At 35.5% G+C, this 23,400-nt stretch carries 21 protein-coding genes; 8 read left to right on the forward strand and 13 right to left on the reverse strand.

Translation table 11 applies throughout. The features are described 5' to 3' along the window. Nucleotides 1-59 precede the first annotated feature (59 nt). From ATE49_RS07985 to ATE49_RS07995, 3 genes are read left to right on the forward strand one after another with little or no spacing between them, the layout of a single operon-like run. Nucleotides 60-641 carry a hypothetical protein gene (locus ATE49_RS07985; protein WP_065081739.1) on the forward strand — a complete coding sequence of 194 codons (582 nt, stop codon included), beginning with the start codon at nt 60-62 and terminating at the stop codon, nt 639-641. A gap of 26 nt (nt 642-667) precedes the next feature. Continuing rightward, the gene (locus ATE49_RS07990) at nt 668-958 is read left to right on the forward strand and encodes a hypothetical protein (RefSeq protein ID WP_059345184.1); all 291 of its coding nucleotides are present in this window, start codon (nt 668-670) and stop codon (nt 956-958) included. 14 nt (nt 959-972) lie between these two features. Beyond that, nucleotides 973-1,227, forward strand: a complete 255-nt coding sequence (locus ATE49_RS07995) for a hypothetical protein (protein WP_065081740.1) — start codon at nt 973-975, stop codon at nt 1,225-1,227. Nucleotides 1,228-1,405: 178 nt separating this feature from the next. Here ATE49_RS07995 and ATE49_RS08000 read toward each other — a convergent pair whose 3' ends face one another. After that, nucleotides 1,406-2,317, reverse strand: coding sequence for an NAD(P)/FAD-dependent oxidoreductase (locus ATE49_RS08000; protein WP_065081741.1), 912 nt, complete (start codon nt 2,315-2,317; stop codon nt 1,406-1,408). A gap of 793 nt (nt 2,318-3,110) precedes the next feature. Here ATE49_RS08000 and ATE49_RS20180 point away from each other — a divergent pair. Next, nucleotides 3,111-3,389, forward strand: a complete 279-nt coding sequence (locus ATE49_RS20180; RefSeq protein ID WP_140384412.1) for a hypothetical protein — start codon at nt 3,111-3,113, stop codon at nt 3,387-3,389. Nucleotides 3,390-3,464: 75 nt separating this feature from the next. On the opposite strand, the gene sph is transcribed toward ATE49_RS20180, so the two are convergent. The 4 genes from sph to ATE49_RS08025 all read right to left on the reverse strand — a co-directional run bounded on the left by sph (nt 3,465) and on the right by ATE49_RS08025 (nt 10,499). After that, nucleotides 3,465-5,051 (reverse strand): sphingomyelin phosphodiesterase, encoded by a 1,587-nt coding sequence (gene sph / locus ATE49_RS08010; RefSeq protein ID WP_081278437.1) that lies wholly within the window; start codon nt 5,049-5,051, stop codon nt 3,465-3,467. A 217-nt stretch (nt 5,052-5,268) separates the two neighbouring features. Continuing rightward, on the reverse strand, nt 5,269-6,450 hold the full coding sequence (locus ATE49_RS08015) for a phosphatidylinositol-specific phospholipase C domain-containing protein (protein WP_065081744.1): 1,182 nt from the start codon (nt 6,448-6,450) through the stop codon (nt 5,269-5,271). A gap of 20 nt (nt 6,451-6,470) precedes the next feature. Beyond that, a complete protein-coding gene (locus ATE49_RS08020; protein WP_065081745.1) occupies nt 6,471-9,311 on the reverse strand; it encodes a TonB-dependent receptor in 2,841 nt (946 codons plus the stop codon). A 126-nt stretch (nt 9,312-9,437) separates the two neighbouring features. Next, nucleotides 9,438-10,499, reverse strand: a complete 1,062-nt coding sequence (locus ATE49_RS08025; protein WP_065081746.1) for an AraC family transcriptional regulator — start codon at nt 10,497-10,499, stop codon at nt 9,438-9,440. Nucleotides 10,500-10,884: 385 nt separating this feature from the next. On the opposite strand from ATE49_RS08025, the gene ATE49_RS08030 reads away from it, so the two are divergent. From ATE49_RS08030 to ATE49_RS08045, 4 genes are all read left to right on the forward strand, one after another. Beyond that, nucleotides 10,885-11,904: a DUF3450 domain-containing protein gene (locus ATE49_RS08030; RefSeq protein WP_065081747.1), complete on the forward strand. Its 1,020-nt coding sequence runs from the start codon at nt 10,885-10,887 to the stop codon at nt 11,902-11,904. Nucleotides 11,905-11,910: 6 nt separating this feature from the next. Further along, nucleotides 11,911-12,789 (forward strand): hypothetical protein, encoded by an 879-nt coding sequence (locus ATE49_RS08035; protein ID WP_065081748.1) that lies wholly within the window; start codon nt 11,911-11,913, stop codon nt 12,787-12,789. Nucleotides 12,790-12,793: 4 nt separating this feature from the next. Further along, nucleotides 12,794-14,146, forward strand: coding sequence for a hypothetical protein (locus tag ATE49_RS20560; protein WP_260255983.1), 1,353 nt, complete (start codon nt 12,794-12,796; stop codon nt 14,144-14,146). Nucleotides 14,147-14,267: 121 nt separating this feature from the next. Then, the gene (locus ATE49_RS08045) at nt 14,268-15,995 is read left to right on the forward strand and encodes a hypothetical protein (protein WP_065081749.1); all 1,728 of its coding nucleotides are present in this window, start codon (nt 14,268-14,270) and stop codon (nt 15,993-15,995) included. Between the two features lie 136 nt (nt 15,996-16,131). On the opposite strand, the gene ATE49_RS08050 is transcribed toward ATE49_RS08045, so the two are convergent. From ATE49_RS08050 to ATE49_RS08085, 8 genes are all read right to left on the reverse strand, one after another. Next, nucleotides 16,132-16,890, reverse strand: a complete 759-nt coding sequence (locus ATE49_RS08050; RefSeq protein WP_221407066.1) for a DNA adenine methylase — start codon at nt 16,888-16,890, stop codon at nt 16,132-16,134. A gap of 168 nt (nt 16,891-17,058) precedes the next feature. Next, nucleotides 17,059-20,112, reverse strand: coding sequence for a CotH kinase family protein (locus ATE49_RS08055; protein WP_065081750.1), 3,054 nt, complete (start codon nt 20,110-20,112; stop codon nt 17,059-17,061). A gap of 4 nt (nt 20,113-20,116) precedes the next feature. Continuing rightward, nucleotides 20,117-21,013 carry a hypothetical protein gene (locus ATE49_RS08060; protein WP_065081751.1) on the reverse strand — a complete coding sequence of 299 codons (897 nt, stop codon included), beginning with the start codon at nt 21,011-21,013 and terminating at the stop codon, nt 20,117-20,119. Then, the gene (locus ATE49_RS08065; RefSeq protein WP_065081752.1) at nt 21,010-21,468 is read right to left on the reverse strand and encodes a hypothetical protein; all 459 of its coding nucleotides are present in this window, start codon (nt 21,466-21,468) and stop codon (nt 21,010-21,012) included. The genes ATE49_RS08060 and ATE49_RS08065 overlap by 4 nt, the downstream gene beginning before the upstream one ends. Further along, the gene (locus ATE49_RS08070; protein WP_065081753.1) at nt 21,458-22,312 is read right to left on the reverse strand and encodes a hypothetical protein; all 855 of its coding nucleotides are present in this window, start codon (nt 22,310-22,312) and stop codon (nt 21,458-21,460) included. Before ATE49_RS08070 ends, ATE49_RS08065 begins: the two co-directional genes overlap by 11 nt. Then, on the reverse strand, nt 22,309-22,596 hold the full coding sequence (locus ATE49_RS08075) for a hypothetical protein (protein ID WP_065081754.1): 288 nt from the start codon (nt 22,594-22,596) through the stop codon (nt 22,309-22,311). Before ATE49_RS08075 ends, ATE49_RS08070 begins: the two co-directional genes overlap by 4 nt. Further along, a complete protein-coding gene (locus ATE49_RS08080; RefSeq protein ID WP_065081755.1) occupies nt 22,574-23,113 on the reverse strand; it encodes a phage holin family protein in 540 nt (179 codons plus the stop codon). The genes ATE49_RS08075 and ATE49_RS08080 overlap by 23 nt, the downstream gene beginning before the upstream one ends. Next, entirely contained in the window at nt 23,113-23,400 is a 288-nt protein-coding gene (locus ATE49_RS08085) for a hypothetical protein (RefSeq protein ID WP_065081756.1), read from the reverse strand. The genes ATE49_RS08080 and ATE49_RS08085 overlap by 1 nt, the downstream gene beginning before the upstream one ends.

Consider the following 23,400-nt stretch of genomic DNA (forward strand, 5'->3'; position numbering starts at 1 on the left):
ACTAAACTAATAAAAAACAATTATCAATGGCGCTGTTAACAGATAGCAAAAAATTTAGCATGTACAAAAAAAGAGTATCCGAGCTATTTTTTCCTGAAAATAAAATTGAGGATAACATTTTCAGGGAAGATTTTAAATACTTTATGGCTTTTGACTTTGATTATATATATGAAGAAATATTTTTTGATGGAATAAAGCATTTTTTAAAAGATATCAATGAATCTGTTATATACTTTTATACCTTATCCCCTTCACAGGAAGAGTATTATTATAAACGATTCGGAAAGTACAGTACATTTGATATAAATACAAATCAGACATACGAAGATCTTTATGATAATCTTTATGAAGATCCAGGAGAAAATACTGGAAATTATGCGGGTGTTGTATCAAATGATGTTGTTTGGTTTTCTGATTCTAACGATTGGGCAATTGCCTGCTCCCGTGATTTAGAAATTGCTATTTGCGGTTTTACTACACTGAAAATGAAAAAACGATTTAAGGATTCTTTTAATAAAAATTTCGGCATATTTTCAACTATTGAGGAACATATAAATAACTTAAACGATATGCTGTCTTTTAATGATGAACAATGGGTATATTATAATCAGATAATACATAATCATATCGACAAACACTAAATAATAACTATATTTTTTATTAAAAAATGGAAAATAAAAATTCAGCAGTAAATACACTGATAAAAAAATTGAGAAATGAAAATAGCATCAATTATACTATTGTTGATTTTTGGGACGCAGATATTACTGCTATAGGGCTTAAATTTGAGAATGTTTTATTTTACATTTCTACTTTTAATTATAATAACATTAATCAATACGATCTCATTTTGGAAGACTGTGATACAGGTGAAATAATCGAAACAGAAAAAATTGTTTCGTATGAAAATCTAGTAAAAAAAATGAAGGACTATAATGGTAAATCTGATGCTTATTAAAGAAACTAAAATTTATGAAAGATTATATCTGCAGAATCTGTGGTTTTAATAATTACCCTGACAAATATTGGGAGAATGATTTACCTTCTTATATAATTTGTCCATGCTGTGGCTGTGAAGCCGGAAATGAAGATTATACTATAAGATCAGCAAAAGAACATAGAGCAATCTGGTTTGAGAAAAAAGAACAGTGGTTTAATCTATCACTAAAGCCTGGTAACTGGGATTTTTCTGAACAATTAAAAAGCATACCAGAGAAGTACAAGTAATTTTGCTGCCGCATATTCAATTGATCAGAAAACATATTACAAAGCTGCCTTTCCAGGCAGCTTTTTTTGATCTCTTATACTTTATGTTCCACTATAAAAGTGACAAATCTAGAACTATACTCTCATCTTTTGTATCTCTTGTGAGTCAATAAACCAGATTGGTTATTTTTTTCAGTAACTATGCAAATATCTCACTCACCAATTCCATATTTAACATCGCTCCGGCTAAATTGCCTGAACCAACAGCAAGAGCAACAGAGCGCATCATCGAAGTACTATCTCCACAGGCAAACACTCCGGGAACATTTGTTCTTTGCATACTGTCTACCTGAATATACCCCTGTTCAGTTAACTCACATCCCAGCTGCTCTGCGATATCACAATTCTGTATAAATGGTATAGCAGCATATACGGCTTTAAAGTTCATTTTTGTTCCGTCCTCAAAAACAATATTATCAACATGACCGTTCATATGTTCAATTTCTGTAATATTCTTCTCTATCACAGGGATATTATGTCTTTCCAATCTTGCTCTTTGTTCCGCATCAAAATCTGCAGGACCAGATGTTAAGATTGTAAGGTCTTTCGTCAGGTTATTGATTAGAGAAGCCATGTGAACAGCCCTGTCACTGTTGGCTATAATTCCTGTTTTTTCATTACGGTATTCGTATCCGTGACAATAAGGACAATGGATTACAGAAATACCCCATGATTCGGAAAATCCTTTTATATCTGGCATTATATCTTTTATTCCTGCTGCTAGAATAAGCTTTCGGCTACTGAACTCTTCTCCGGTATTAGTCGTTATGATAAATCCGGCATCTATTTTTTTTCCTTTCACAACTTCGCCTTCATAAAACTGTACAGTCGGATATTGTTTTACCTGCTCTTTTGCCATCTGAGATATTTCCTGAGGCGTTTTACCATCATGCGTCAGAAAGTTATGTGAATGTGGGGTCTGACGATTGCAAGGCTTTCCGCCATCTATTATTAATACATTTCGCAAAGAGCGCCCCAGACTCATCGCAGATGATAATCCGGCATAACTACCGCCAATGATAATAACGTCGAATACTATATCTGTTTTCATGTTTTTCTTTATTTAATTGTTTTGTTACTGCAAAAGTAATTAATACCGCCACTAACGCAACCAAGTATCATTAACGAAATATTAATTTCTATTATTGATAATATATATATTCATACTTGAATTATAAACTTAATCTAAGTTTAAATACAACTATTTATTACTCAACGTAAGTCTATTAGATAGAACGACAATATTTTAAATAAAATTTTATAATACTTTCCACTAATCAAGTAAATTTACTACGACAATAAAAGACAAAAAAATAATACAAAGTTGTATTAGTAAAACAATTATGAAAGATTATATCTGTAAAGTTTATGGTTTCAATAATTATTCTTGTAGATTTTGGAAACATACTATGCCAGAATATATCATTTGTTTATGCTGTTGCTGTGAGGCGGGAAATGGAGATTATACTGTAGAATCTATAAAAGAATATAAAAAAAGTGGTTTAATGGATCATTAAAATCAAACACCTGGAATTTCCTTGAATAATTGGGGAATATTCCTGAAAATATAAGTAACTCCAACTAGACTACTCATTTTAATCACCAATAAAAAATAATAACCTCCAATGAAAATATCATTGTTAATGCAACACAGCAACAAAACCAGGATTATATCCTCATTTCTGTTACTGATATTAATAATTCAATGTAAAAGAAAAGAAATAACAACGAATACCTCAAAAATTAAAAAAATACAATATGTAGGCTTCCATACAGGAAGGAGGCTAGGAAAGGAAAATCAGCAAAAAGTCTTTGGTAAATGGAAATTTTCACATATCCATTTTATGAATGACACAAAGAATACAGAAAAGAGAATCAGCATCAATGAAAATATTGTTATTAATGAACTTGGCATTTTCAATGCTAAAGACCAAAGTATAGCCTGGACACATATGACTATCGGAACATATAAATTTATAACTCTTGATTCTCTGAATACATCTTATTACGTACGCACATTTAATGATAAAAAGATGGTTATGCAAAATTCATTACTAAGAGCAGTGAATCATAAAATTACAAAAGAACGAGCTAGTGCTTACCTTGTATTTATAAGAGAATAAACTACCCTATAATAAAACCAGCAACCTCTGGAGATTGCTGGCTGATTTCTTATTTCTCACACTGTTTCGAGTGCCTTACCAGCTAACCGGAGTAGTGTTATTGAACTTAACTTCAAATTGCTCTGAATTTCCTGCAGAAGTACCATTCAGGTAAAGCCAGTCTGTTCCACTTTTATTATACACCTGAAGATAATAAGCATTTCCCGCTGATGTATAATCTCTGAAAGCCACAATATCGCCGTCTTCAATACTAGCTGAAGTATTTCCGTTTTTCTTTTTAATCAGTACCAGCTCCAGATTTTTGAGTGATTTCCCAAACTTTGGAAAATAGTAATAGGCACCGCCGTTCAGAAGTTCCCAATACCAGAAATTATTAATACGCTCACTGGTTTCTACACGTACTTTTCCCGCCTTCAGATCAAAATAATTGCCACCATCAGTATTCACCAGATTAAACCAGGTATTCTCATCCGGTACAGTTGCCGAAACCTTTAACCAATCATCTGTTTTCGATAAGTTTGTTGAGATATATTTACCGGTTTTCACAGACTTTAGCGATACCTTATCATACTTCCTGAACTTTAGACTGCTTTTAGGAGTTACCTCATCCGAATAAATATTTCCCTCCACAGGATAGTGATCGGAATAATCTGTCCAGTAGTATTTATCCTGAGTAAGATTGGTATAACTCATAAGATTAGAGCTTACAGGATCAAAAACAAAATTTTGCCATACAGGCGGAAGTAAATGATCATTAGATACAAAAATATAATCGAGATATTCCTGCTTATTCGCCGGATATGGATAATGGTAAGCTGCCATAGTATTGGTCTTTGTATCCCAGGTAGATGGAAGTCCTTTATAAACTGGCGCAGAGACATTCAGCAGGCTCAACATTTTCGGGTATTCAGATGTATCCTTGATAATATTAAAATCCCCACCATAGATTAACATCTCATCCTTTGGAATTTTCAGATTGTCAACATAAGTTTTTATAACTTTTAACTGATTTTCCCGGATTTGTACTTCACTTCCTTTACATCCAGGCTGTGTAGACTGCAGGTGGGTAGCAATAAAATGTACAGGTTTATTATCTTTCAGTATACGGACATATACAAAACCTTTCAGTGCCAATCCATCAGCGTCACATCCTTTAGGGAAGATATACTGATCCATATATTCAATAGGGTGTTTGCTGGCAATCATAACTCCTCCGTTTTCAAATCCACCAGATATAATCTCACGCCAGTCACCAAGCGTATTATTCCATCCTTGTTTAGTCTGTCCCAAAACCGGTGTAAGATAAGGGTAGTTAGCGGAGAGTTTTTTACGCAGACTTGTACAGGCTGTATTGTCAAAACATTCCTGTAATAGCAGGACATCATAGTTTTTAATAAAGTCAGCATCACCAAGTTTTTCGGCTCTTGCATTTTGTGACCATTGAGTTGTAGAAGCAACTGCAATATCTCTTAATAAAAAGGTATTATAGCTGAGTACTTTGATCCGACTTCCTCCAAGTTGGGAAAATTCATTGATTTTCTGAGTGCTTTTAGCTTCAGCATCATGATCTCTGAGCAAAGTTTGTTCCTGTCTGCAGGAAACAAAAAACAGAACAGTTAGTAATAACAAAAACCAATAAGGTTTGCGATTGAGATAATTCATATTATAATATTAATTGTGATTGGTGTATACGTTTTTTCAAAAAACTTTCCCGCAAAAATAATTAGAATACTGACCTGCAATCGTTTACCACTACATATTTAATTATTTCTTCATACAGGCTTAACATTAGCATAGCATTACCCAAAGTCACGTAGATCCATATTATAAAACCAGCAGCTATATAAAGCTGCTGGTTTGGGAAATCTGAATCAATAATCTATCTGCATGAAGAATTAATCGGATTGTTAATATACCCCTCTCCTTTTGGTGGCTGTACAAAATAGGAGGTTCCATATGTATTTCCTGGATGGAAAAAATCGGTAGATATAACCTGTGCTCCACTACTAAAAGCAGCTTTAGAGCGTGTAAAATCATTCATCTTGGCTTCATAGGTTTCTATATCAGATCTTGTTCTTACCATAAAACCTTTTTTAACCATTTCCTGAATTTCTTTTTGTCTTACAATAGCATTATCCAGCAGTATGAAAGCCGCAAAATCATCATCCGGTTCGCTATTCAGGAACATAACGCGATTTTGAAGACTACCGTTTATCAGGTATGGATTATGCTTGGACGAAAGTGTCCCTGCGCTTCCGGGTAGCAACATAAAGATAAACTTACCTTTGCTGTCACTTAGTTTTGGCCAGTTATTGTGGGTTACAGCTTCTTTCAGGCTTGCATATTTACCCTGAACACTTGCAGGAGTAATAATTTTATCCTTACCCAGATACTGTAAAATCTCTTTATCCAGATCGTCATAGGCTTCCTTATCAAAAGGCAAAACCTTGGTACTATTAGAAAAAATTGGAAATCCTGAATCCTTGGCTTCTACCATAATAAAAACAGGTGTATGCCCGGAATGAGCATCGGACCAGCTGCGCAGTGCTACAAGTGCATCTTTCAGGGTCGGATAATGTGATCTGAAGTCGATATCAGCCATATGCAAAACTTTGAATCCTGGCTGATCCAATCCTTTTGTATTATGAGGCGCCAAATTAGTAATACCTTTTTCTTTTAATATCTGATAAGCAGCCGGAGTACTGAATCTGCCACCATCCGGATCATAGTATACATCAAGTTCCAAACCTCTCAGATTAGCATTCAGCTGCTCTGTAAAATCCGGATGGTTATAATTAAGTCCTTCTTTTATATTGAAATCATACGGGTGGTATTCTTTGAACTTCGCTTTCTGCTCCTCAGACATACTGCTGCCAAATTTCTGCATCAGCCCGCTAATAATTGGTGATGCCATATCCAGTACTTTAGGATCTGCTGGTTGCGCATACGAATTATGCGTCCCGACAACCTGTATCTGATTAATCTTAAGGTTTTGGCATTTGTCCTGTGCCTGCATTAGCGCTGCCATACAAAATGCAGCGGTATATATATACTTTTTCATATAAATAAAATTGTTTCTGACTAAAAATTGAAATTGATCCCCATCTGTCCTCTGATTCCTGAGTAAGAGATGTTTTCAACACGGCTCTTTACGCCCATATAATAGCGGTTGGGTTCATTGAAAATATTGTTAAGTTCTATAAACAGACGAATATTTTTATTAATACTATAGGATGCAGAAGCATCTACCGTGAAGTTTTTATCAAAATACTGGTAATGGTCCGGCCCAGCTGCAGCTCTTACTTCGCTCACGTAGTTTCCTTTATAATTTCCTGCAAAGCGCAGCATAAATTTGCTGGTTTCGTAAAATAATATAGCATTGAATATATGCTTCGCCTGATTAGGGATAGTAGCCGTCATAGTGCCCGTCTGTTTTCCGTTTTCATATACAGGCATCCTCATTTTGGATGTGATATAGGTATAATTTCCTTCAAAACCCAGGTTCTTTAAAAATCCGGGAAGGCCTTCAAAACGTTTAGAGATCCCTGCTTCAAAACCAAAAAGGCTGGCACCTTCCAGGTTTTTGGGAGAAGTAAATGTATAAGGCCTGCCTCCAACATCCACAATAGACTGATCTTTGTAAATAAGATTGGTAATATCTTTATAAAAAACTCCCGCTGTAACAAGATCCAGTTTGCCAAAGTAGTTTTCAAACATCAGGTCAAAATTGTTTGAAAATGTAGGCTCCAGTTTGGTATTTCCCTGATTGACTGTATTGGTGATATCATTGATAATAGTCCCCGGATTAAGATCATTGAAATCTGGTCTTGCAAACGAACGGGTATAAGCTGCCCGAAGAATACGATCTTTACTTAGGTTCCATTTTACATTGACCATCGGAAGGACTACATTATAAGTTTTACTATCCTTTATATCCTCTGCTTTATCCGCAACGACTTTCTTTCCCCAGAATGTAATATCATTATATTCATTTCTAACCCCTCCCAACAACTGAAAATTGTCAGTAATTTTCCAGGTTCCCATTATATAAGTCCCCCACACATTTTCTGTACCACGGTAAGAACTTGTAAGATTGGAATTACTGTCTTTTTTACTTACCTGCATCAGCCCCAAACGGTTTTGTGTTGCAGCATCATACATGCTATCGATTTGTCCATTGGTAATCTGATCGATAATAACAGCATTATACGGGTTGCCCAGGGGATTCATAAAACCTCCTTTATATGGGAATCCTTCGCGCTCCAATTGATTCATATAAGTAACAGGGCTACCCGGAATTCCTAATGAAGATTTGGGCATCCATACCAATACACTGGCATCTACTACTTTTTCTTTATTTGCATATTTTGTCCCAAACTTTAACTCAAAATTATCCGATACCTTATACTTTACATCTGCTTGTCCTCTTAAATCTGTTTCGCTGTTATGATTCTGGCTAAGAATTACCTGGTTTAGCCTCAACTGATCTGCTGCAATTGGTTTTTGCTGATGTGGCAATGTATAATCACCTGTATCTCCAATGCCATCCGGAGCATCCATTGCCATATATTTTCTGCCATCTGCAGATAGATTTCCGTACGTCATTGGCTGGATAAAATTAACAATAGGGTATCCCCGCTCCGATTTCTCGAGATTATTCGGTGAGTCGAATCTGAACTCTGAACGTGCTTTTGATAACGACCAGGTAATTTCCATACGCTGACCAGCCTGATGACTCCCGCCTAATTCCATAGAATACAGATCCGTGAGATAATCTGCATGTCTTGCCTGAAGTGTTACATTTTTATTATCAAAATTGAAATAAGTTTCCCGAACAGACTGCCCGTCTTTATATTGACTATATAAACCTCTTATATATAACTTGTTCCGGCTGTCGATCTCATAGTCCATTCCCATATTAAAACCCAAAGTTCTTCTGTTGGCCAGATAATCCCGAAGTTGTAACTGATTAACAGAATAAGAAGCGGTTTTATCAGCAAGTCCGTAATTGAAGATATTCCTCATCTGGTCTATAGCAGTAGAGCGTTCCCAGATTACAGCAGAAGTAATAAATTTCAGTTTATTGGTAATCTTATTTCCATAGACCACAGAAGCATTATAAGTCGGAGATTTAGCCATATTAACGTATCCGCTGGCAGCACTTACTGCTAAAACTTCTTTATTAGGTGATGTTTTGGTAATAAAATCTATATGTCCCCCGATAGCATCACCATCAAGATCTGGTGTAAGCGCTTTGGACAAACGTACATTCTGAATTAGCTCCGATGGAAAAATATCCATCTGTATTCCACGGTTAGCATTGTCACCGCTGGCACTGGGCATTCTGTTTCCATTGAGTGTAGAAGCTGTCCATTGTATAGGTGTTCCTCTTACAGCAACAAAACGTCCCTCGCCCATATCCCGTTCAATAGATACACCCTGCATTCGCTGTACAGCATCGGCAGCATTACGATCCGGCAATTTTCCAATAGCATCTGCAGAAAGAACTTCTGTGATTGTATTGGAATTCTTTTTCATGGTAATAGCTCTGGCTTGAGAAGCTTTGTATACGCTGGTAACAACAACTCCCTGAATATTATTCTCTTTAACTTTTGTACCACCTAACTTAATCAGTCCTAAACTTACCGGAGTGGTTCCCGAAATTGTAAAAGGAACGGAAAGATTGTCATAGCCTTTATATTCTATAATCAGTTTGTAAGATCCGTCCGGAATATTATTCAGAATAAAGGAACCATCTATATTAGAGGTTATGCGTTCCTGCCTGTTTTCTATATATACCAAGGCATTGGGAAGGTTACCTTCATTATCTGTTACAGTTCCGCTGACGGAGGTCTGGGCAAAAGCAAAAGAACCTAAAAAGAAAAATGCAGCTTTCGTTATCAAAAGTCTTTTTCGTGTCATCTTCGTAAAATTTTGCACAAAGATGTCTGTCCACCCCAAAATTTTAGTTCATTAAAATTTCATACAACTAAAATCCGAAAACTCCAAAAACAAATCACTGAACATCAGTGAGTTACAAATATTAAATTATTGTAAACTAGGCAAATACTCTGAAGGAAGACAATTAAATTCTCTCTTAAAATATTTGTAAAAAGTGGATTTAGATTTGAAGCCACACTGAAATGCAAGATTGGTAACATTCACTGAAGGATCCTGTGTCAGAATCTGCTTAAAATGCATAATGCGGTTTCTGTTGGTATACTCATGGAAGTTGGAATTCAGATACTTATTAAAAGTTATACTAAGATCTGATTTACTAATTTCCAGATGATCTGCAAGCTGACCCAATGTAAATTCCTCATCAAGATAAACGTTAGTTTCTTTATAAAAATACTCTATAGCTTTTTGTAGTGAATCGAAATCTATTTTTGAAAGGTCTTTATACTGGTATGTTTCCTTGGACTCTAAAGATTGCTGAATAATTTCGCGTTCTTCTTTCAGCCTGAACTTGTACGTTAAAATATAAACGTACAATATCCACCCGAACTGAATAAGAAACATCAGGATATAAACCTTCTGATATTGTATTCTGTCGGATGAAGAATAAGAGATGGCATATAAAATGAGAATGCTGGCAAGGATATAGCACAAAAGATATCTGAAGTTATTGGCTATAGCATGATTAATAGTTTTCCGATGTTTTATTAAAAGAAAAATAGACAAAGCAAGACATAGAATCCAGTAATAAGTATAGTAAATAAAATAGGCTTTGTAAGAGGCTATTGCAGCATCTGCCCAAGAAAGATCGAGTAATTTTGCCGATACCACTACTGTATGGTGCACCACAACCAAAGACAAGGGCGGTATAAGATATTTCAGTTTGTCCCGCCAGCGGGCATTAATAAGGTATGCTGTGGCATAAAGAAAAATCAAGCCCTTAAAAACACGCAGGCTACCCGGAATTTCATACATCACCCATTCGTACCCAAATTTCTGAATAATAAAGTATTCATATCCCATATCCAGCACTACTACCAGAATATAGAGCAATAGCATATTGAGCAGAGATTTTCTGTTTTTTATTAAACACATTAATAATGCAAGCGTGATCAGTGCCTGAAGCATTACTACCATTATAATATATAACATGGCTGGCTAACGTTTGGTCAAAGTTATATATTTTCATTGTAGCTCTTTTTAACTGTTTATTAAATCTGCAAGAAATAAATCCCGGGGACTATACAGCACCCGAAAACAGTAAAAAAACTATCATTCTATTAAAAAAAATCCAAACTAAAATATAATGCGTCAAGTTTTGACGCCACGAGCCAGGATATTTGCCTTGATGGTTATCGGACTATGGTTGATGGTTAACAACCGGCAACTGATAACAGCCACCAATCTTCTCATTTAAAACCTCAACTCCTTAAAACCTTACAAACTTAAAGCTTATGAAACACTACATCACAAAACCGCCGTAAACCACAATGGAAACAAATGAAACAATTATTAACCTTTTAAAAATTAAAATATTATGAAAAACACATTTTTATTACTCACCCTAATTACTTCTATTGGGCTGTCTGCCCAGAGCTTGAATCCTGTTCCATCAATAATTAATCCGGGAGCAGCCGATACTTTTACAGGTGGATATACTTTTGCTTACAAAACATCAGGTACCCCATGGAATGGAGCCTTAATAAGTTTTGGAGGCTTTTCAAATAATTATGATACTCAGCTTAGTGCTGATTATGGACCTCATAAAGGCAATCATCTTTCCTTCAGAACAAGAAACGGTGACGCTGGTGTATGGAATAACTGGCAGGAATTGGCTACAAAAGGTAGCAATGAATTTTCAGGAGACCAAAATATACTGGGAAATGTAGGGATTGGAACAACTACCCCTCAGGCAAAGCTAAATATCTATGGAGGACATGGAGATACCACTTTACTATTGCATTCTGTTGGAGATGGTGCTGATGCTCCAGCCTACTTAAGCTTATGGGCATCGGAACCTGGTCATACTTTCAATGGTGTAGGTATTGGAAACAATATTAACCACTGGAATAATGTTACTCCTTTTTCTCGCTACAATAGTACAAAAGGAGCTTCTTATATGAGACTTCTTGATAATCTCATTGTATTTAATACAGTAGATCATGCTGGTAAATCCGTACAAGCTCTAAAAATCGGTGCTGAAGGAAATGTCTCTGTTACCAATAAACTCGAAGCTAAAGAAATTAAAGTGACCACTACTCCAACAGCAGATTTTGTTTTTGAAGATACTTACCAACTCCCCGACTTAGCTGATGTGGAAAAACACATTAAGGAAAAGAAGCACTTACCGGAGATTGCCTCGGCTGCTGAAATGCAAAAAGAAGGGGTAAACATCGGAGATTTCCAGATTAAGCTTTTACAAAAAATTGAAGAGCTGACACTTTATTTTATTGAGCAGAATAAGCAAAACAAAGAATTATTCCACCTAGTAGAAAAGCAGCAAGAACAGATTAAAAATCTGGAAAAAAATATTCAACAATCAACCAACACAAAATAAAATATCATGAGAAAGCTAAGTATATTATTATTCATATTACCGGGACTTCACTTTGCTCAACTAAGTACACCGCAAGGGCAGGTACAAGCAACCACCAATCCGGAATTCAAACATGTAGGAATTGGGACAACTACTCCACAAGCTATATTAGACATTCATGCTAATGAAAACATCCCTATTATAAGAGGAAACGGAGGCTATATTCCGACGGGATTACGTTTCATTGATGATGCCTACACGCAACCCGGACAAGTAAAAGAATGGGCTATATGGAAAGGAAATACATGGGCTAAGGGATTAGGCTTTTATCGATATGATGCTGTTAATCGCTGCCAGGGTGGTATTTGTGATATCACATTATTTCTCCAAGACAATGGAAATGTTGGGATTGGATATGAGGCTCCCAAGTATAAATTGGATGTAAATGGTTCTGCCCGATTCCAAGATATCATTAGTGGAGGTCTCAATAGTTGGATTTTTCATTCTCCTGATGATGGTAGAACTACATTGCACATTGCTCCTAAAAATGATGCACTAGATTGGGATTGGGGTAAACAATTTATTATTAACGGAGCCAATGGTAATGTAAGTGTAAGTGGTAAACTCGAAGCCAAAGAAATCAAAGTAACCACTACCCCAACCGCAGATTTTGTTTTTGAAGATACTTATCAACTACCCAATCTGGAAAGTGTAGAAAAACACATTAAAGAAAAGAAACATCTACCCGAGATTGCCTCGGCAACTGAAATGCAAAAAGAGGGTGTAAACATAGGGGATTTCCAGATTAAACTTTTACAAAAAATCGAAGAGCTCACACTTTATTCTATTGAGCAAAATAAGAGAATCCTGCAACTCGAAAATGAAATAAAATCCCTAAAAAAATAAAACTATGAAAACACTTAAATACCTCATTGTTCTAAGTATACTCATTCTTTCTTCAGAACTTATAAAAGCTCAGAATTACAACCCTATTATCAATTACAGTTTTAATGATACTCCGGTACATGGGGTAAAAATAAAAACCAATATCCCGTTTATTAACCAACAGGGAATGCCTACCATTATTATTGAAGGTTATAATTATTTTGATGGAAAACCTATTGGGCTAATATTCAACTGGTACATATACGAAAATGAATTTATTAACAATAGTATTTCTTCTTTTGGTGCCTATACTCCGGAAGTAAAACTTTCCAATGAGAATGGTAAAGTTGTCATCTTCATCAATGAAAAAAAATATTTCAATCGATTTACGGTAAGAGGTTTTGCCCATGGTTTGAGTGAAGATATATCATGGTTTTCCAACTGGAGTATTGCTGACGAGCCTCTTTCAGATACTAAAACGGTTACTATTCCATATAAAAATACTGTAGGCGAATTAAACTTTCCCACAGGTATCGTTACCAATAATGGTAATGTAGGGATTGGAACAACTACTCCTGAAAATACAGAAAGCTGGAATAAAGTACTAGAAGTAAAAGGAACCGCTAATTCTAAGCTAATTACCACTACCTCTGATATTACAACCGGAATGTGGTCTCATAATACTGACATCTTTTCTGCTCCTGCCGGAGGTTTAGCCGGAACCCACACCAATCATCCTTATAGTTTGATTACCAACAAAACATCTAGAATGACTATTGCTGCCGATGGTAATATTGGGATTGGAACAACTACTCCTTCAGAAAAACTTGAAGTTAATGGTTCTGTATATTCAAATACTGATAATTCTTATATCGGAGTAGATGCCCAAGGAGAATCAAGATTAGGTCTTGTTAAAAAGGGAGGATTTGGCCCTGTCATTTCTTCAGGCTCTAACCATCCAATTATTTTAGGTTCATGGAACACTCCTGATATAAGGAACAATATTTCAAGTGGCAATTTTAAAGAGCATTTAAGAATTAACACTAATGGAAATGCTTCTCTTCAAGGTAAACTCGAAGCCAAGGAAATTAAAGTCACCACCACCCCAACCGCAGATTTTGTTTTTGAAGATACTTATCAACTACCCAATCTGGAAAATGTAGAAAAACATATTAAAGAAAATAAACACCTACCCGAGATTGCCTCGGCTGCTGAAATGCAAAAAGAGGGTGTAAACATTGGTGATTTCCAGATTAAGCTTTTACAAAAAATTGAAGAGCTGACACTTTATTCTATTGAGCAGAATAAACAAAACAAAGAACAACAGGAAAGAATTCTAAAACTTGAAGGACAGATTAAAGTCTTACTCAACAAATAAACTTCTCAATACTACAGTAAAAAAACTGAAAGTCTTTTTTAATGCGTCAAGTTCTGTCGCCACGGGCCATGATCTTTGTTGGAGAAAAGAAAACATCAACTAATTAATAAAATTATTCAATATGAAAAATTATACATCATTTTTTATACTGTGTTTTGGATTTATATACTCACAGTCAAACAAATTAACACCTAGTATAGTACCTACTACTCCCGAATCCTTTGCATTTAATAAAATATCAAATACTGATATAGACTTTATCAGTGGTAAGGATAATATATCAATTCCCATATATACTATAAAAAATAAGGACATTGAGATTCCTCTTACTCTAAATTATTCAACAGGAGGAATCAGATTAAATGAAATCGCAAGTAACGTAGGCTTAGGTTGGACACTAAATACAAAAAATAAAATAACAAAAAATACCAAAGGAAAAGATGATGACTTTTATACAATATGGAAGCCTTCAGAAAATGAAATCCTAAATTTCCAACAGGAATTTTTAGAAACCGATCCACTTTTTCAAAAAATAAAAGAAGCTACAGATGTTTATTCAAATAAAGATACTCAGTCTGATATTTATAGCTATAATTTGCCAACATCATCAGGAACATTTTTCTTTGATAAAAATAATAGATCTCATACAATTCCTTATCAAAATGATAAAATAGAAAAAGATGTTATCAATAATAGTATTACAATAAAAGATACAAAAGGCAACATTTATACTTTTAAAAAGGGAGATGAGATATCAACACAAGTTAGCGACTATATTGGTTTGGATGGAACACCTCCTCCTGTAAATTTCTCAAGAACCTCTTACATTCTGGAGAATATTAGAACTCCTAGTAATAATTTAGTCAAATATTCATACCGCCCGGTCAATTACGCTACTAATTCTTATTATAAAGATGTGCGAATACCAATAACTATGCCCGGAGACATGACCAATGTTCCTTACAATGATAGAAACCCTGTTAACAAGTCATATACAACTACAAATGTCACCACAGAAAACTATATATCACAAATTGATTTTGAAAATGGCAAGATTATCTTCGAATATTCCGATAATAACAATCTAATTAATAACAAAGCTTTCAGACTGGATTTAAAAGGAATAGATGAATCTCTCACATCGACATCTCCTGTTGCTTTGAAGTTCATTAAAATCTACAATCAGGCTGGTCAGTTAATTAAAAATTTTGAATTTAATTATAATTATTTCATTAGTAATAATGCTATAGAATCTCCAGAAAAATATAGGCTTAAATTATTAAGTATAGTAGAATTATTAAGTAATGAAAAACATTCCTTTGAATACTATGAAAATTATAACATGCCCTCAAGAAATGCTAATAGCCATGATTATTGGGGGTATTTTAATAACAAACAGAACAATACATCTATTCCTAATATCTCTGCAAGTTCAGAGATCAGTCAGCCATATTATTATCCATATGGAGGAGATTTAAACGTAGATGAAGCTGCTTCAGAGACTTACTCATTAAAGAAAATTACATATCCTACCGGAGGCTCAAAACAGTATAATTATGAGTCAAATACAATATTCAGCCAGGAAATATTAACAATTCCTGTTATAAAAGACTCTGAAAATCTTTTTGCTCCCCCATCAGACTCTTATTTACTTTATACAAGTAATATTGTAAATATACCTACATCTGTTCCTGCCAATAAAATGAAACTTGTATTCAATAACAATTGTGAGAATAGTAATAGCAGTAATGCTGAGATAAACAATACATTCGGTTTGGGAAAATTAATACATATAAACGCTGATAATTCTGAAACTATATTAGCTAACAATATATTTAAAAATGTATAATCGGCAAAACCAAATGTATAAAAAATAATCGCTATGGATTCCAATAATCGGCTGGAAAATCTGGGCAAAATTAAAGCACGTTTAAAGATAAATTAAACGTGCTTTTCCTTGTATAAACGATAAGAATTTCGGATCTCTATATAAGTAAGTTGGTGTTTTGTGAACTAAATTTATACACCATTATATCTTGATACTTTGCATTATGGGTTAGTCCTACATCTTGAGTCTTCTTAGTGGCTCCAATAAAAGGACTATTTGCGCCATAATGTAATTCCAACCAGCTAAATAGTTCTAACAGTGAAGACTTATTCGATGTAAAATAGAAATAAGAAGTATCCACTAATGTCTCTAATACGTCTAAATAATCGGTTAGTCTCCAGTAATCCTTATTGCTATACGTTCCTACATCAGTAGATAAGTAAGGAGGATCCACGAGAAAAATAACATTATTTTGTCCCTTATACTGCTTAAACAGCTCTTTATAATCCTGACAAACCACTTCAATGCCATCCAGATACCCATCAACTTTGTAATCATTTTGGCGAGCTTTATTGTAGAACTTTTCTTTTTTTAATTCTTCCAGGCTAGTGACATAATTCATTGAAAAAAGAAGACTTGAAGAAAGCGTTATATAATCTACATATCCTTTCTCTTGCTCAATACGTGAAATAATTTTAGAGTGTGTAACATTATCAAGCCTTTCTTTGCTGTTCTGAGGATATTTTGCAGAAACAATGCCTCTAATATCAGATATTAAAGCATTTGTACGATCAACGTTACCCAATCTCTCTGAATAATTATCAAAGTCATTGTAAACAACTTGAGCGCTAGGAAATAGACTTTTAGCAGTGTGGCTAAGCAGTCCAGAGCCTCCAAATAAATCAACAAAAATCAAATTTTCATGGGGGGGGTAAATTCTTTTAAAGCTTGTTTAAAATCCTTTAAAAATCGTCTTTTTTGACCTTGAAACGGCAATGGTGCCTGTGTGTAAGTTTTCATATAGTATATTTATATTTTATTTTTTTAAAGCGGAGGACGTTTTTCCTCCAGGAATAATGATTCTTTATTTTATATATCCGAATCTTACATCTAAGTACTTTATACGTCTATCCATGTAGTTGTATAGCAGTTGAATAGTATTATCTCGCATTTTATTCCACTTAGTGACATCTTTCTCGTAATTACTTCGCTCGAATTTTAATGTTAGATTTCTGGTTACATTATAGAAGTTATCGAGCGAAAACACTCCACAGCTTCTTAGATATGCATACCTATTAAGTATTTCCTGTCTGTACTCTGTGCCTACCTTATCACGCCAAAAAATAATCGTGTTATCCGGAACATTAACGGCAGTATCCCAGACGGAAGCTTCAGGGTTAGAGCTTGGATTTCCGAAAACATCGGCTGCCCAGCTATCAAGATCATACGGAGTGAACAATACTTTATCAAAGCTATTATAACTCATGATATGACTATTACGACTAACACAGTCTATCAACTGAAAAAATTCTAAAAGCAGGTAGAAATCAACAACGTTTGTACTCCAAAGCATTTGCCTTGCTGCTGCGCTAAATTCCGCACCTACTTTGGCCGCCATTGTTGCAAACTTCTGTATATTCTGATTTGTCAAAGCTATCACCGTCTTAGGTACTCTCACTTCAGTATTATTCATAAGGTGAAAATCAACTGCGTTGGCTAGTTCTATCTGTATATGGGTTTGATCATCTTTTAATAAGTCATAATTATCATTCTTTTTACCGATATTAACCGTGCCTATGCCATAGAAAACCCCGTTAATGGTTAATATTGCCGGGTAACCTTCAACATGGCCTAAGGCTCCCGTTTCCATGTTTTCCGGGTGTTGTTTTCCAATAAGCGCCCAATCAGTTTCACGTTTAGGGAATCCTGTTCTTGTCTGAATCATTTGCTCCCAAATTCGATTTGCTGATATATTCCTTACATGTGTCGGATCGATATAATTGACTTTTAGCACGTATTCACTATATGGCAATAGATTGGCCAGTCTTATTTTCTTAGACGTTGTAAACCCTGCATCACTATAAAGTGATATTGTCCAGTTCTTTTCCGGATATGCAGCAGACGAAGAACCCTGCACCTCATACGTCATAAATAGATCGTACTTAACATTATCAATTTCCAATGTTCCAGAACCTTTCATCAGCGTTCCTTTAGCCTCTGGTATAGGGTCAGTCGTTGTAAGAGCTATTTTGATTAGTTGCTTTGGATTGTTCTCCGTTATATTCGGAATAAACTTTCCTACACCGCCCCCAGAGCCTCCGGTAATATCCTTCGGTGTTGCATATATCTTACCTTCATTAATCGTAATAGAGGGCATAGCAGATGAATAAAAGGAATTAAAGCCGATATAACAATCTTCTTCCGTTACATATCCAACGGTTCCCATTCCAACGAAATTACCTCTGATTACGGTTTTTAACGTTACACCATCAGAGTTATATACCCGGATAAGTACGTTAACCTGTTCGCCGTTAGGGTCTGGATCATATTTTTCAGTGCCTAAATAAGCCGATATAGACGATCCTTTGGATACAAATATTAAATTTGAGTACCTCCAATCCGGGACACTCGGATTTACACCTTGACCATCATTATAGCCTACATTACGCAGAAATGAAACGCTGTAATTAGAAATCTTATTATTATCTAATAATTGCTTTACCTCTTTGTAAGAAGCTACACTATTAGAGCTGCTTATATTGTTAATGTCATGCGGAGTAGTGTAATAATTTGACATTACTTTCACTGAAGCTGAAGGCACATCGTTAACCAGTCCGGATTGAAAAACTACGTAACACTCGGCATCGGCTGTATAGGAAAATAATTTACGTTCTGGTTCACCATCAACATTGATAGGTGAAGGCACGTTTCTGACCGTCTTTTTATCCAATTCAAATACTAGTATACCTTGAATGTTGGATAAACATTCTACATGATCACCGTTGTTTAGTTTGAATAAATCAGTAAATCTCAATTGCGGATAATAGCCACTCAATTGTCCTTCCGGTGTAAAATATCCTATCCCCTTAAATATTGAGCTATCAAGTATAGTAAGTGTTTTATTGTCTTTAAACTTTTTAAATTCTGAATATCCAGCAACACCATTGCTAGACCTTTCATTATTAATGTCAAGATTCGTAATTCCAAAATATCCAATTTCTGCCCCGCCTATTGGCGTTCCTCCACTTCTAAGGGTACACACAGCAACTAAACAATCACCTGTAGCAGTATAATTGTATTCGTGAACATTGGCATTATCCTTAAAAAACATAGATTGTGAAGGCTGGAAAATACCGTCTAAGCTCCAAACACCCAGTGCTATATTTCCGATATATTCACCCACTAATTTGGCAGAAATCTTTTCGCCTTGTTTTAGCATTACTTTATCAGAACCGATATAAGCGTCAAAACCGCCAAACTCACCATCTGCTCTGATATATCTTGAAATTGCATATATATCCACAGGAGTGGTATACTTACTCCCTATTACTTCATCCCATCTATCAGATACTCCGGGAAGATCACCTTTAGAAATCGTATTAGATTCCCACATACGGCCAGAAAATAGGGTTTGCGTACCTTTAGTGTATTGCACATCTTTATTCCACTTAGGCGTTTTGGAAGAATCCTTTTTGCTCTTTACTTTTTTTGCTATACGGTTTTTAACCTCAATTGTCACATCGAAATAAGTTCCGTCTTTTTCAAAATCATCAGCAACTGTACTAATTGGATTACTGGCAGAATCTATGAGGTTTGCGAAAGTAGTTATATTTCCGGCTTCAACCTTATACCAGAATGAACCAAATTCCGGAGCTATAGAGGATTGTTCTGCAATACCTAAATATGCTTTATTTGCGTCTTCTGCCTGTTTTACTTTTTCATCAAAGGCAGCAATAAGAGAACTTTCAGCACCTTTATCCAGTTTACTGTCTAATGACGTCCGAAGTGCATCCACGTTATCAATGGAAATAGAATCATCTTTATGAGTATAAGAATCCAGAAGGTCACCGAATTGTTCTTCAGTGGGTTTCTTGCCTTTCTGAAAATATGTTTTTAATGTATTACGAGGTCTTTTCATTATATTAACCTTTAAATCTGATAAATATTACTACTCTAAAAGGGTTCATAATATCATGAGCCCCGTCACCACCCAGAGTGTTGGTGTTACCCGCCCAAGCTTCGCCGCCTGCGGATGTTATGGTATAATTCCAATCTTCATTGTCATTAGGTGAATCACCTTTTCCGGCAGCGGTTCCGTTTGGATTGTTGGCAATTGTTGCCGTATTCATTCCATCACCACCAAATATTTTAAAGCTGTGCCTAGGCAGTTCCGACATAGTGAGTGTATGCTTTTTATTTCCTCCAGCTTGTAATACCTGGGCAAAATCCAGATCATCAGGATTTAGTCCTATAGGAAAACGTCCTCTAAATTCGGTCGCTTCTTCCCAACCTTCCGGAATTTCATTTGCCGGACGCATAAATAGTACAGGTGCATTCCCGTCAAGAATTGGCTTAGATGCACGCTCCAATTTGGTTAAACGAGCTTCAATTTGCTGAAGCGGAACTGTGGGAATAAAATCTTCAATATTTTTAAACCTCGCTTCAAGAGTATTTAAAGGAGGTATTCTTTTAAAGGCTGTCCAGGCAAAATAATCATTTGAAAAACCGAAAGTGGCAAACCGATATTTAATAACATCTTTCATTTCACCTGTTTCAAATTTCTTCTGGGTAATGATTTCACGAATAATAACAGTATTCTGTTTAGCACCACCTTTGAAATCTAATAGCTCATTATTAATCATCACTACGCCATCGCTAACCGTTGCACCTCCGCCAGCTTCTGTACATCCGGAAATTATAGCCAGATTACCGGCTACTCTTGCAACGCCTTCGATAATAGAATAAGCGTCCTGTATATCTGATAGGGTTTCGGTAGTTACCTTAAAACCTCCTGTTTGATTGAAATTAAATGTTTTCATATGAGTTCTATTCTAAAGCGTTTAGATGCAAGTCTGTAATAGTCTACAGTATTATATATCTGATCATAATAGTCTGTTAATGCTTTTGGCACTTTTACGATGAAATCTACCTGATCATCCGAAAATTCACTGGCGGGATATAAGGCTAATTCACCCAGGTATTTTGGTTTATTTTCTGCATCCGTATAGATGTAGGTTTCCTGTTTATTTATTGGATCTTCTATGGTTATCCTCCTGTCTGAATCAAACTTATCATTCAAAAGCCCTCGCAAATTGCATAACTGGCTATTATGTACTGCACGCTCTATATTATAATTACGGTTGTTGTTAAACTCATCATTTACAGTGTCCATGTGGGCAGTAAGAACGTTAACAACTGCAATCATAGAAGGAGACCTCCAATTTATCGGAAGGTTTAAAGCTCCCAGTTTGCGAAAATCTACTTTATACCACATTTTTAACTGTTTTATATTCTATTACTGTACTCGGCCAGTCGACATCGAAATATCCTGACTCCGGTATTTTACTGATAAATATTGGTTCATAGTTGCCATAGCCTCCGGTTTTAGGATCAAGCCATTTAGAATCCGCAGTGAATAACCAAGGATCAATAACACCAGGAACTTTTTGCAATTTATCTACCAGGCTATTAAGCATTAATTCACCATTGAAAGGAAGTTCCTTCATAAATTCATTGATAGCATCCTCAAAAGGTTTGTTCCCTTGTAAACGGTGAAAACCGTTTTCATCGATTATTTTATCATCTACCTTTATTTGAAGATGCATTTTTAAAATATCCGGCAGGTAGTTAATAATTGTGATTTTCACACCTGCATCTCTATACTCGTTTGCGTATGTTCTAAAACCATTATACTGGCTTTCTGTAATTGGTGACAATTTCCCTTCGGTTTCAGTGGCAATCTTTAAAATTAAACGGCTTTCCTTGTCGTCTTCAGATATAGCAGCATATTTGATAATTTTAGAAGCTTCAATTTGCTCTGGCGTTTTTCCGGTATTATCAAACTGATCTTTATCAGGTAAGAGCTGAAAACCGTATTGAAAAGCTTTAGCCTTTTCTCTGTACCATAAAAGGCCGTGAGCTTTCTCCTTTCTAAGTAAGACTTCCAATTCTGCCTGATGAGCTGCAAATATTTGCTCATGGGTATAGATCGCAAAAGCCACAATATAAAACATCAATTTCCATACTGCTGCCTTTGAATTGGATGTAAGGCCGCTTAATTCGGCTTGTCTTTCTTTTTCGGCTAAAAGCGCATTATATATGTCTGTAATGGTTCTCATTGTACTTTAAAGTTCTTTTCTATTTCCCAGTAGTTAATCCCTTCAGGGTAATTAATGTCTTTATCTCTGATAGCGGTTGCAGGTTCCAGCTTTTTGGCTGCATAATAGTTTTTCACATCAGCATCCCATTCCATTTCAGGAATAATCAGCTCCGATCCCGGTTCTAAATCATCCGTTATACTGATATTATTTGCTATAGCAATGAAAATGGCATTTTCAGCCTTTCCCGTGGCTTTTATGGCAATATCTAAAAGCGATTGATTATGTAGTACTGTTACTGCCATTGGTGAAATCGTTGTAAGTTTTCTTAGCTTCTTTTGCCTTGTTCACAATCTTTTTTAGCATACCCCAGATACTGAAGCCGGCACGAGGTAAATTCTCAAAGAATATGGAGTAAAACTCAATTGCACAGCTAATGGCCATTGCAATAAAGGTGAGTGTTATTTCATGGTCAATCCAGCTTAACTCAAAAGGTTTAATCCGGAATATCATTTCTAAACACCAGGACAGAATTATGAATAAAAAATAAGTAACAATTTTTATAAGGCTTAAGCGTGTTTTCTCACTTGTAAAGCCATTGGTTCTGAATCTTCCTTCTTTCTTTTCACGCTTCCATACCGCCCATGATGCAAGAACACCTGTAATATAATCAGCCAAAAGCAGTCCTAATAATAGAAAGATCATTAAATGATAACTACTTAAGGATATAGACAGTCCCATTGCAGGAATCAGAACAGAGGGCTTTTTAACTGCTGTAATAATAGTCCAGATATATTTTCCGTATACATGCAATTCTTTCATTATATATTAATTTTTAAGTTTTCATAGCCTCCGGAGAGATCTATGTCCGGATCCGGATAACCATCATACTCCAGTTGTATCTTTAAATCACGTTTAAACGCCAGATCGTTCGGGTTTTTCTTTAACTGCAGCTGAGCTCCAAAGCCTAACATGGGAAACTCTTTAAACTCTCCCGGATGCGCCAGCACAATATCCTTTACATGCTGAGTATCGGATGGACCAATGACAAAATCACCATTTCTGATCACCAGGGATCCGTCTTCGTTTAAGCTGATATCCTCTCTCAT

It is taken from the genome of Elizabethkingia miricola (assembly GCF_001675285.1).
GTDB lineage: Bacteria > Bacteroidota > Bacteroidia > Flavobacteriales > Weeksellaceae > Elizabethkingia > Elizabethkingia miricola.

Bases quoted from the DNA above. Each gene is read 5' to 3' on its own strand.
- ATE49_RS08030 (WP_065081747.1), top strand. From the start codon at position 10,885: ATGAAAAACACATTTTTATTACTCACCCTAATTACTTCTATTGGGCTG.
- ATE49_RS08025 (WP_065081746.1), bottom strand. From the start codon at position 10,499: ATGTTATATATTATAATGGTAGTAATGCTTCAGGCACTGATCACGCTT.
- ATE49_RS08065 (WP_065081752.1), bottom strand. From the start codon at position 21,468: ATGTGGTATAAAGTAGATTTTCGCAAACTGGGAGCTTTAAACCTTCCG.
- sph (WP_081278437.1), bottom strand. From the start codon at position 5,051: ATGAATTATCTCAATCGCAAACCTTATTGGTTTTTGTTATTACTAACT.
- ATE49_RS07995 (WP_065081740.1), top strand. From the start codon at position 973: ATGAAAGATTATATCTGCAGAATCTGTGGTTTTAATAATTACCCTGAC.
- ATE49_RS20180 (WP_140384412.1), top strand. From the start codon at position 3,111: ATGAATGACACAAAGAATACAGAAAAGAGAATCAGCATCAATGAAAAT.
- ATE49_RS08060 (WP_065081751.1), bottom strand. From the start codon at position 21,013: ATGAAAACATTTAATTTCAATCAAACAGGAGGTTTTAAGGTAACTACC.
- ATE49_RS08075 (WP_065081754.1), bottom strand. From the start codon at position 22,596: ATGGCAGTAACAGTACTACATAATCAATCGCTTTTAGATATTGCCATA.
- ATE49_RS07990 (WP_059345184.1), top strand. From the start codon at position 668: ATGGAAAATAAAAATTCAGCAGTAAATACACTGATAAAAAAATTGAGA.
- ATE49_RS08015 (WP_065081744.1), bottom strand. From the start codon at position 6,450: ATGAAAAAGTATATATATACCGCTGCATTTTGTATGGCAGCGCTAATG.
- ATE49_RS08035 (WP_065081748.1), top strand. From the start codon at position 11,911: ATGAGAAAGCTAAGTATATTATTATTCATATTACCGGGACTTCACTTT.
- ATE49_RS20560 (WP_260255983.1), top strand. From the start codon at position 12,794: ATGAAAACACTTAAATACCTCATTGTTCTAAGTATACTCATTCTTTCT.
- ATE49_RS08000 (WP_065081741.1), bottom strand. From the start codon at position 2,317: ATGAAAACAGATATAGTATTCGACGTTATTATCATTGGCGGTAGTTAT.
- ATE49_RS08070 (WP_065081753.1), bottom strand. From the start codon at position 22,312: ATGAGAACCATTACAGACATATATAATGCGCTTTTAGCCGAAAAAGAA.
- ATE49_RS08020 (WP_065081745.1), bottom strand. From the start codon at position 9,311: ATGACACGAAAAAGACTTTTGATAACGAAAGCTGCATTTTTCTTTTTA.
- ATE49_RS07985 (WP_065081739.1), top strand. From the start codon at position 60: ATGTACAAAAAAAGAGTATCCGAGCTATTTTTTCCTGAAAATAAAATT.
- ATE49_RS08080 (WP_065081755.1), bottom strand. From the start codon at position 23,113: ATGAAAGAATTGCATGTATACGGAAAATATATCTGGACTATTATTACA.
- ATE49_RS08055 (WP_065081750.1), bottom strand. From the start codon at position 20,112: ATGAAAAGACCTCGTAATACATTAAAAACATATTTTCAGAAAGGCAAG.
- ATE49_RS08045 (WP_065081749.1), top strand. From the start codon at position 14,268: ATGAAAAATTATACATCATTTTTTATACTGTGTTTTGGATTTATATAC.
- ATE49_RS08085 (WP_065081756.1), bottom strand. From the start codon at position 23,400: ATGAGAGAGGATATCAGCTTAAACGAAGACGGATCCCTGGTGATCAGA.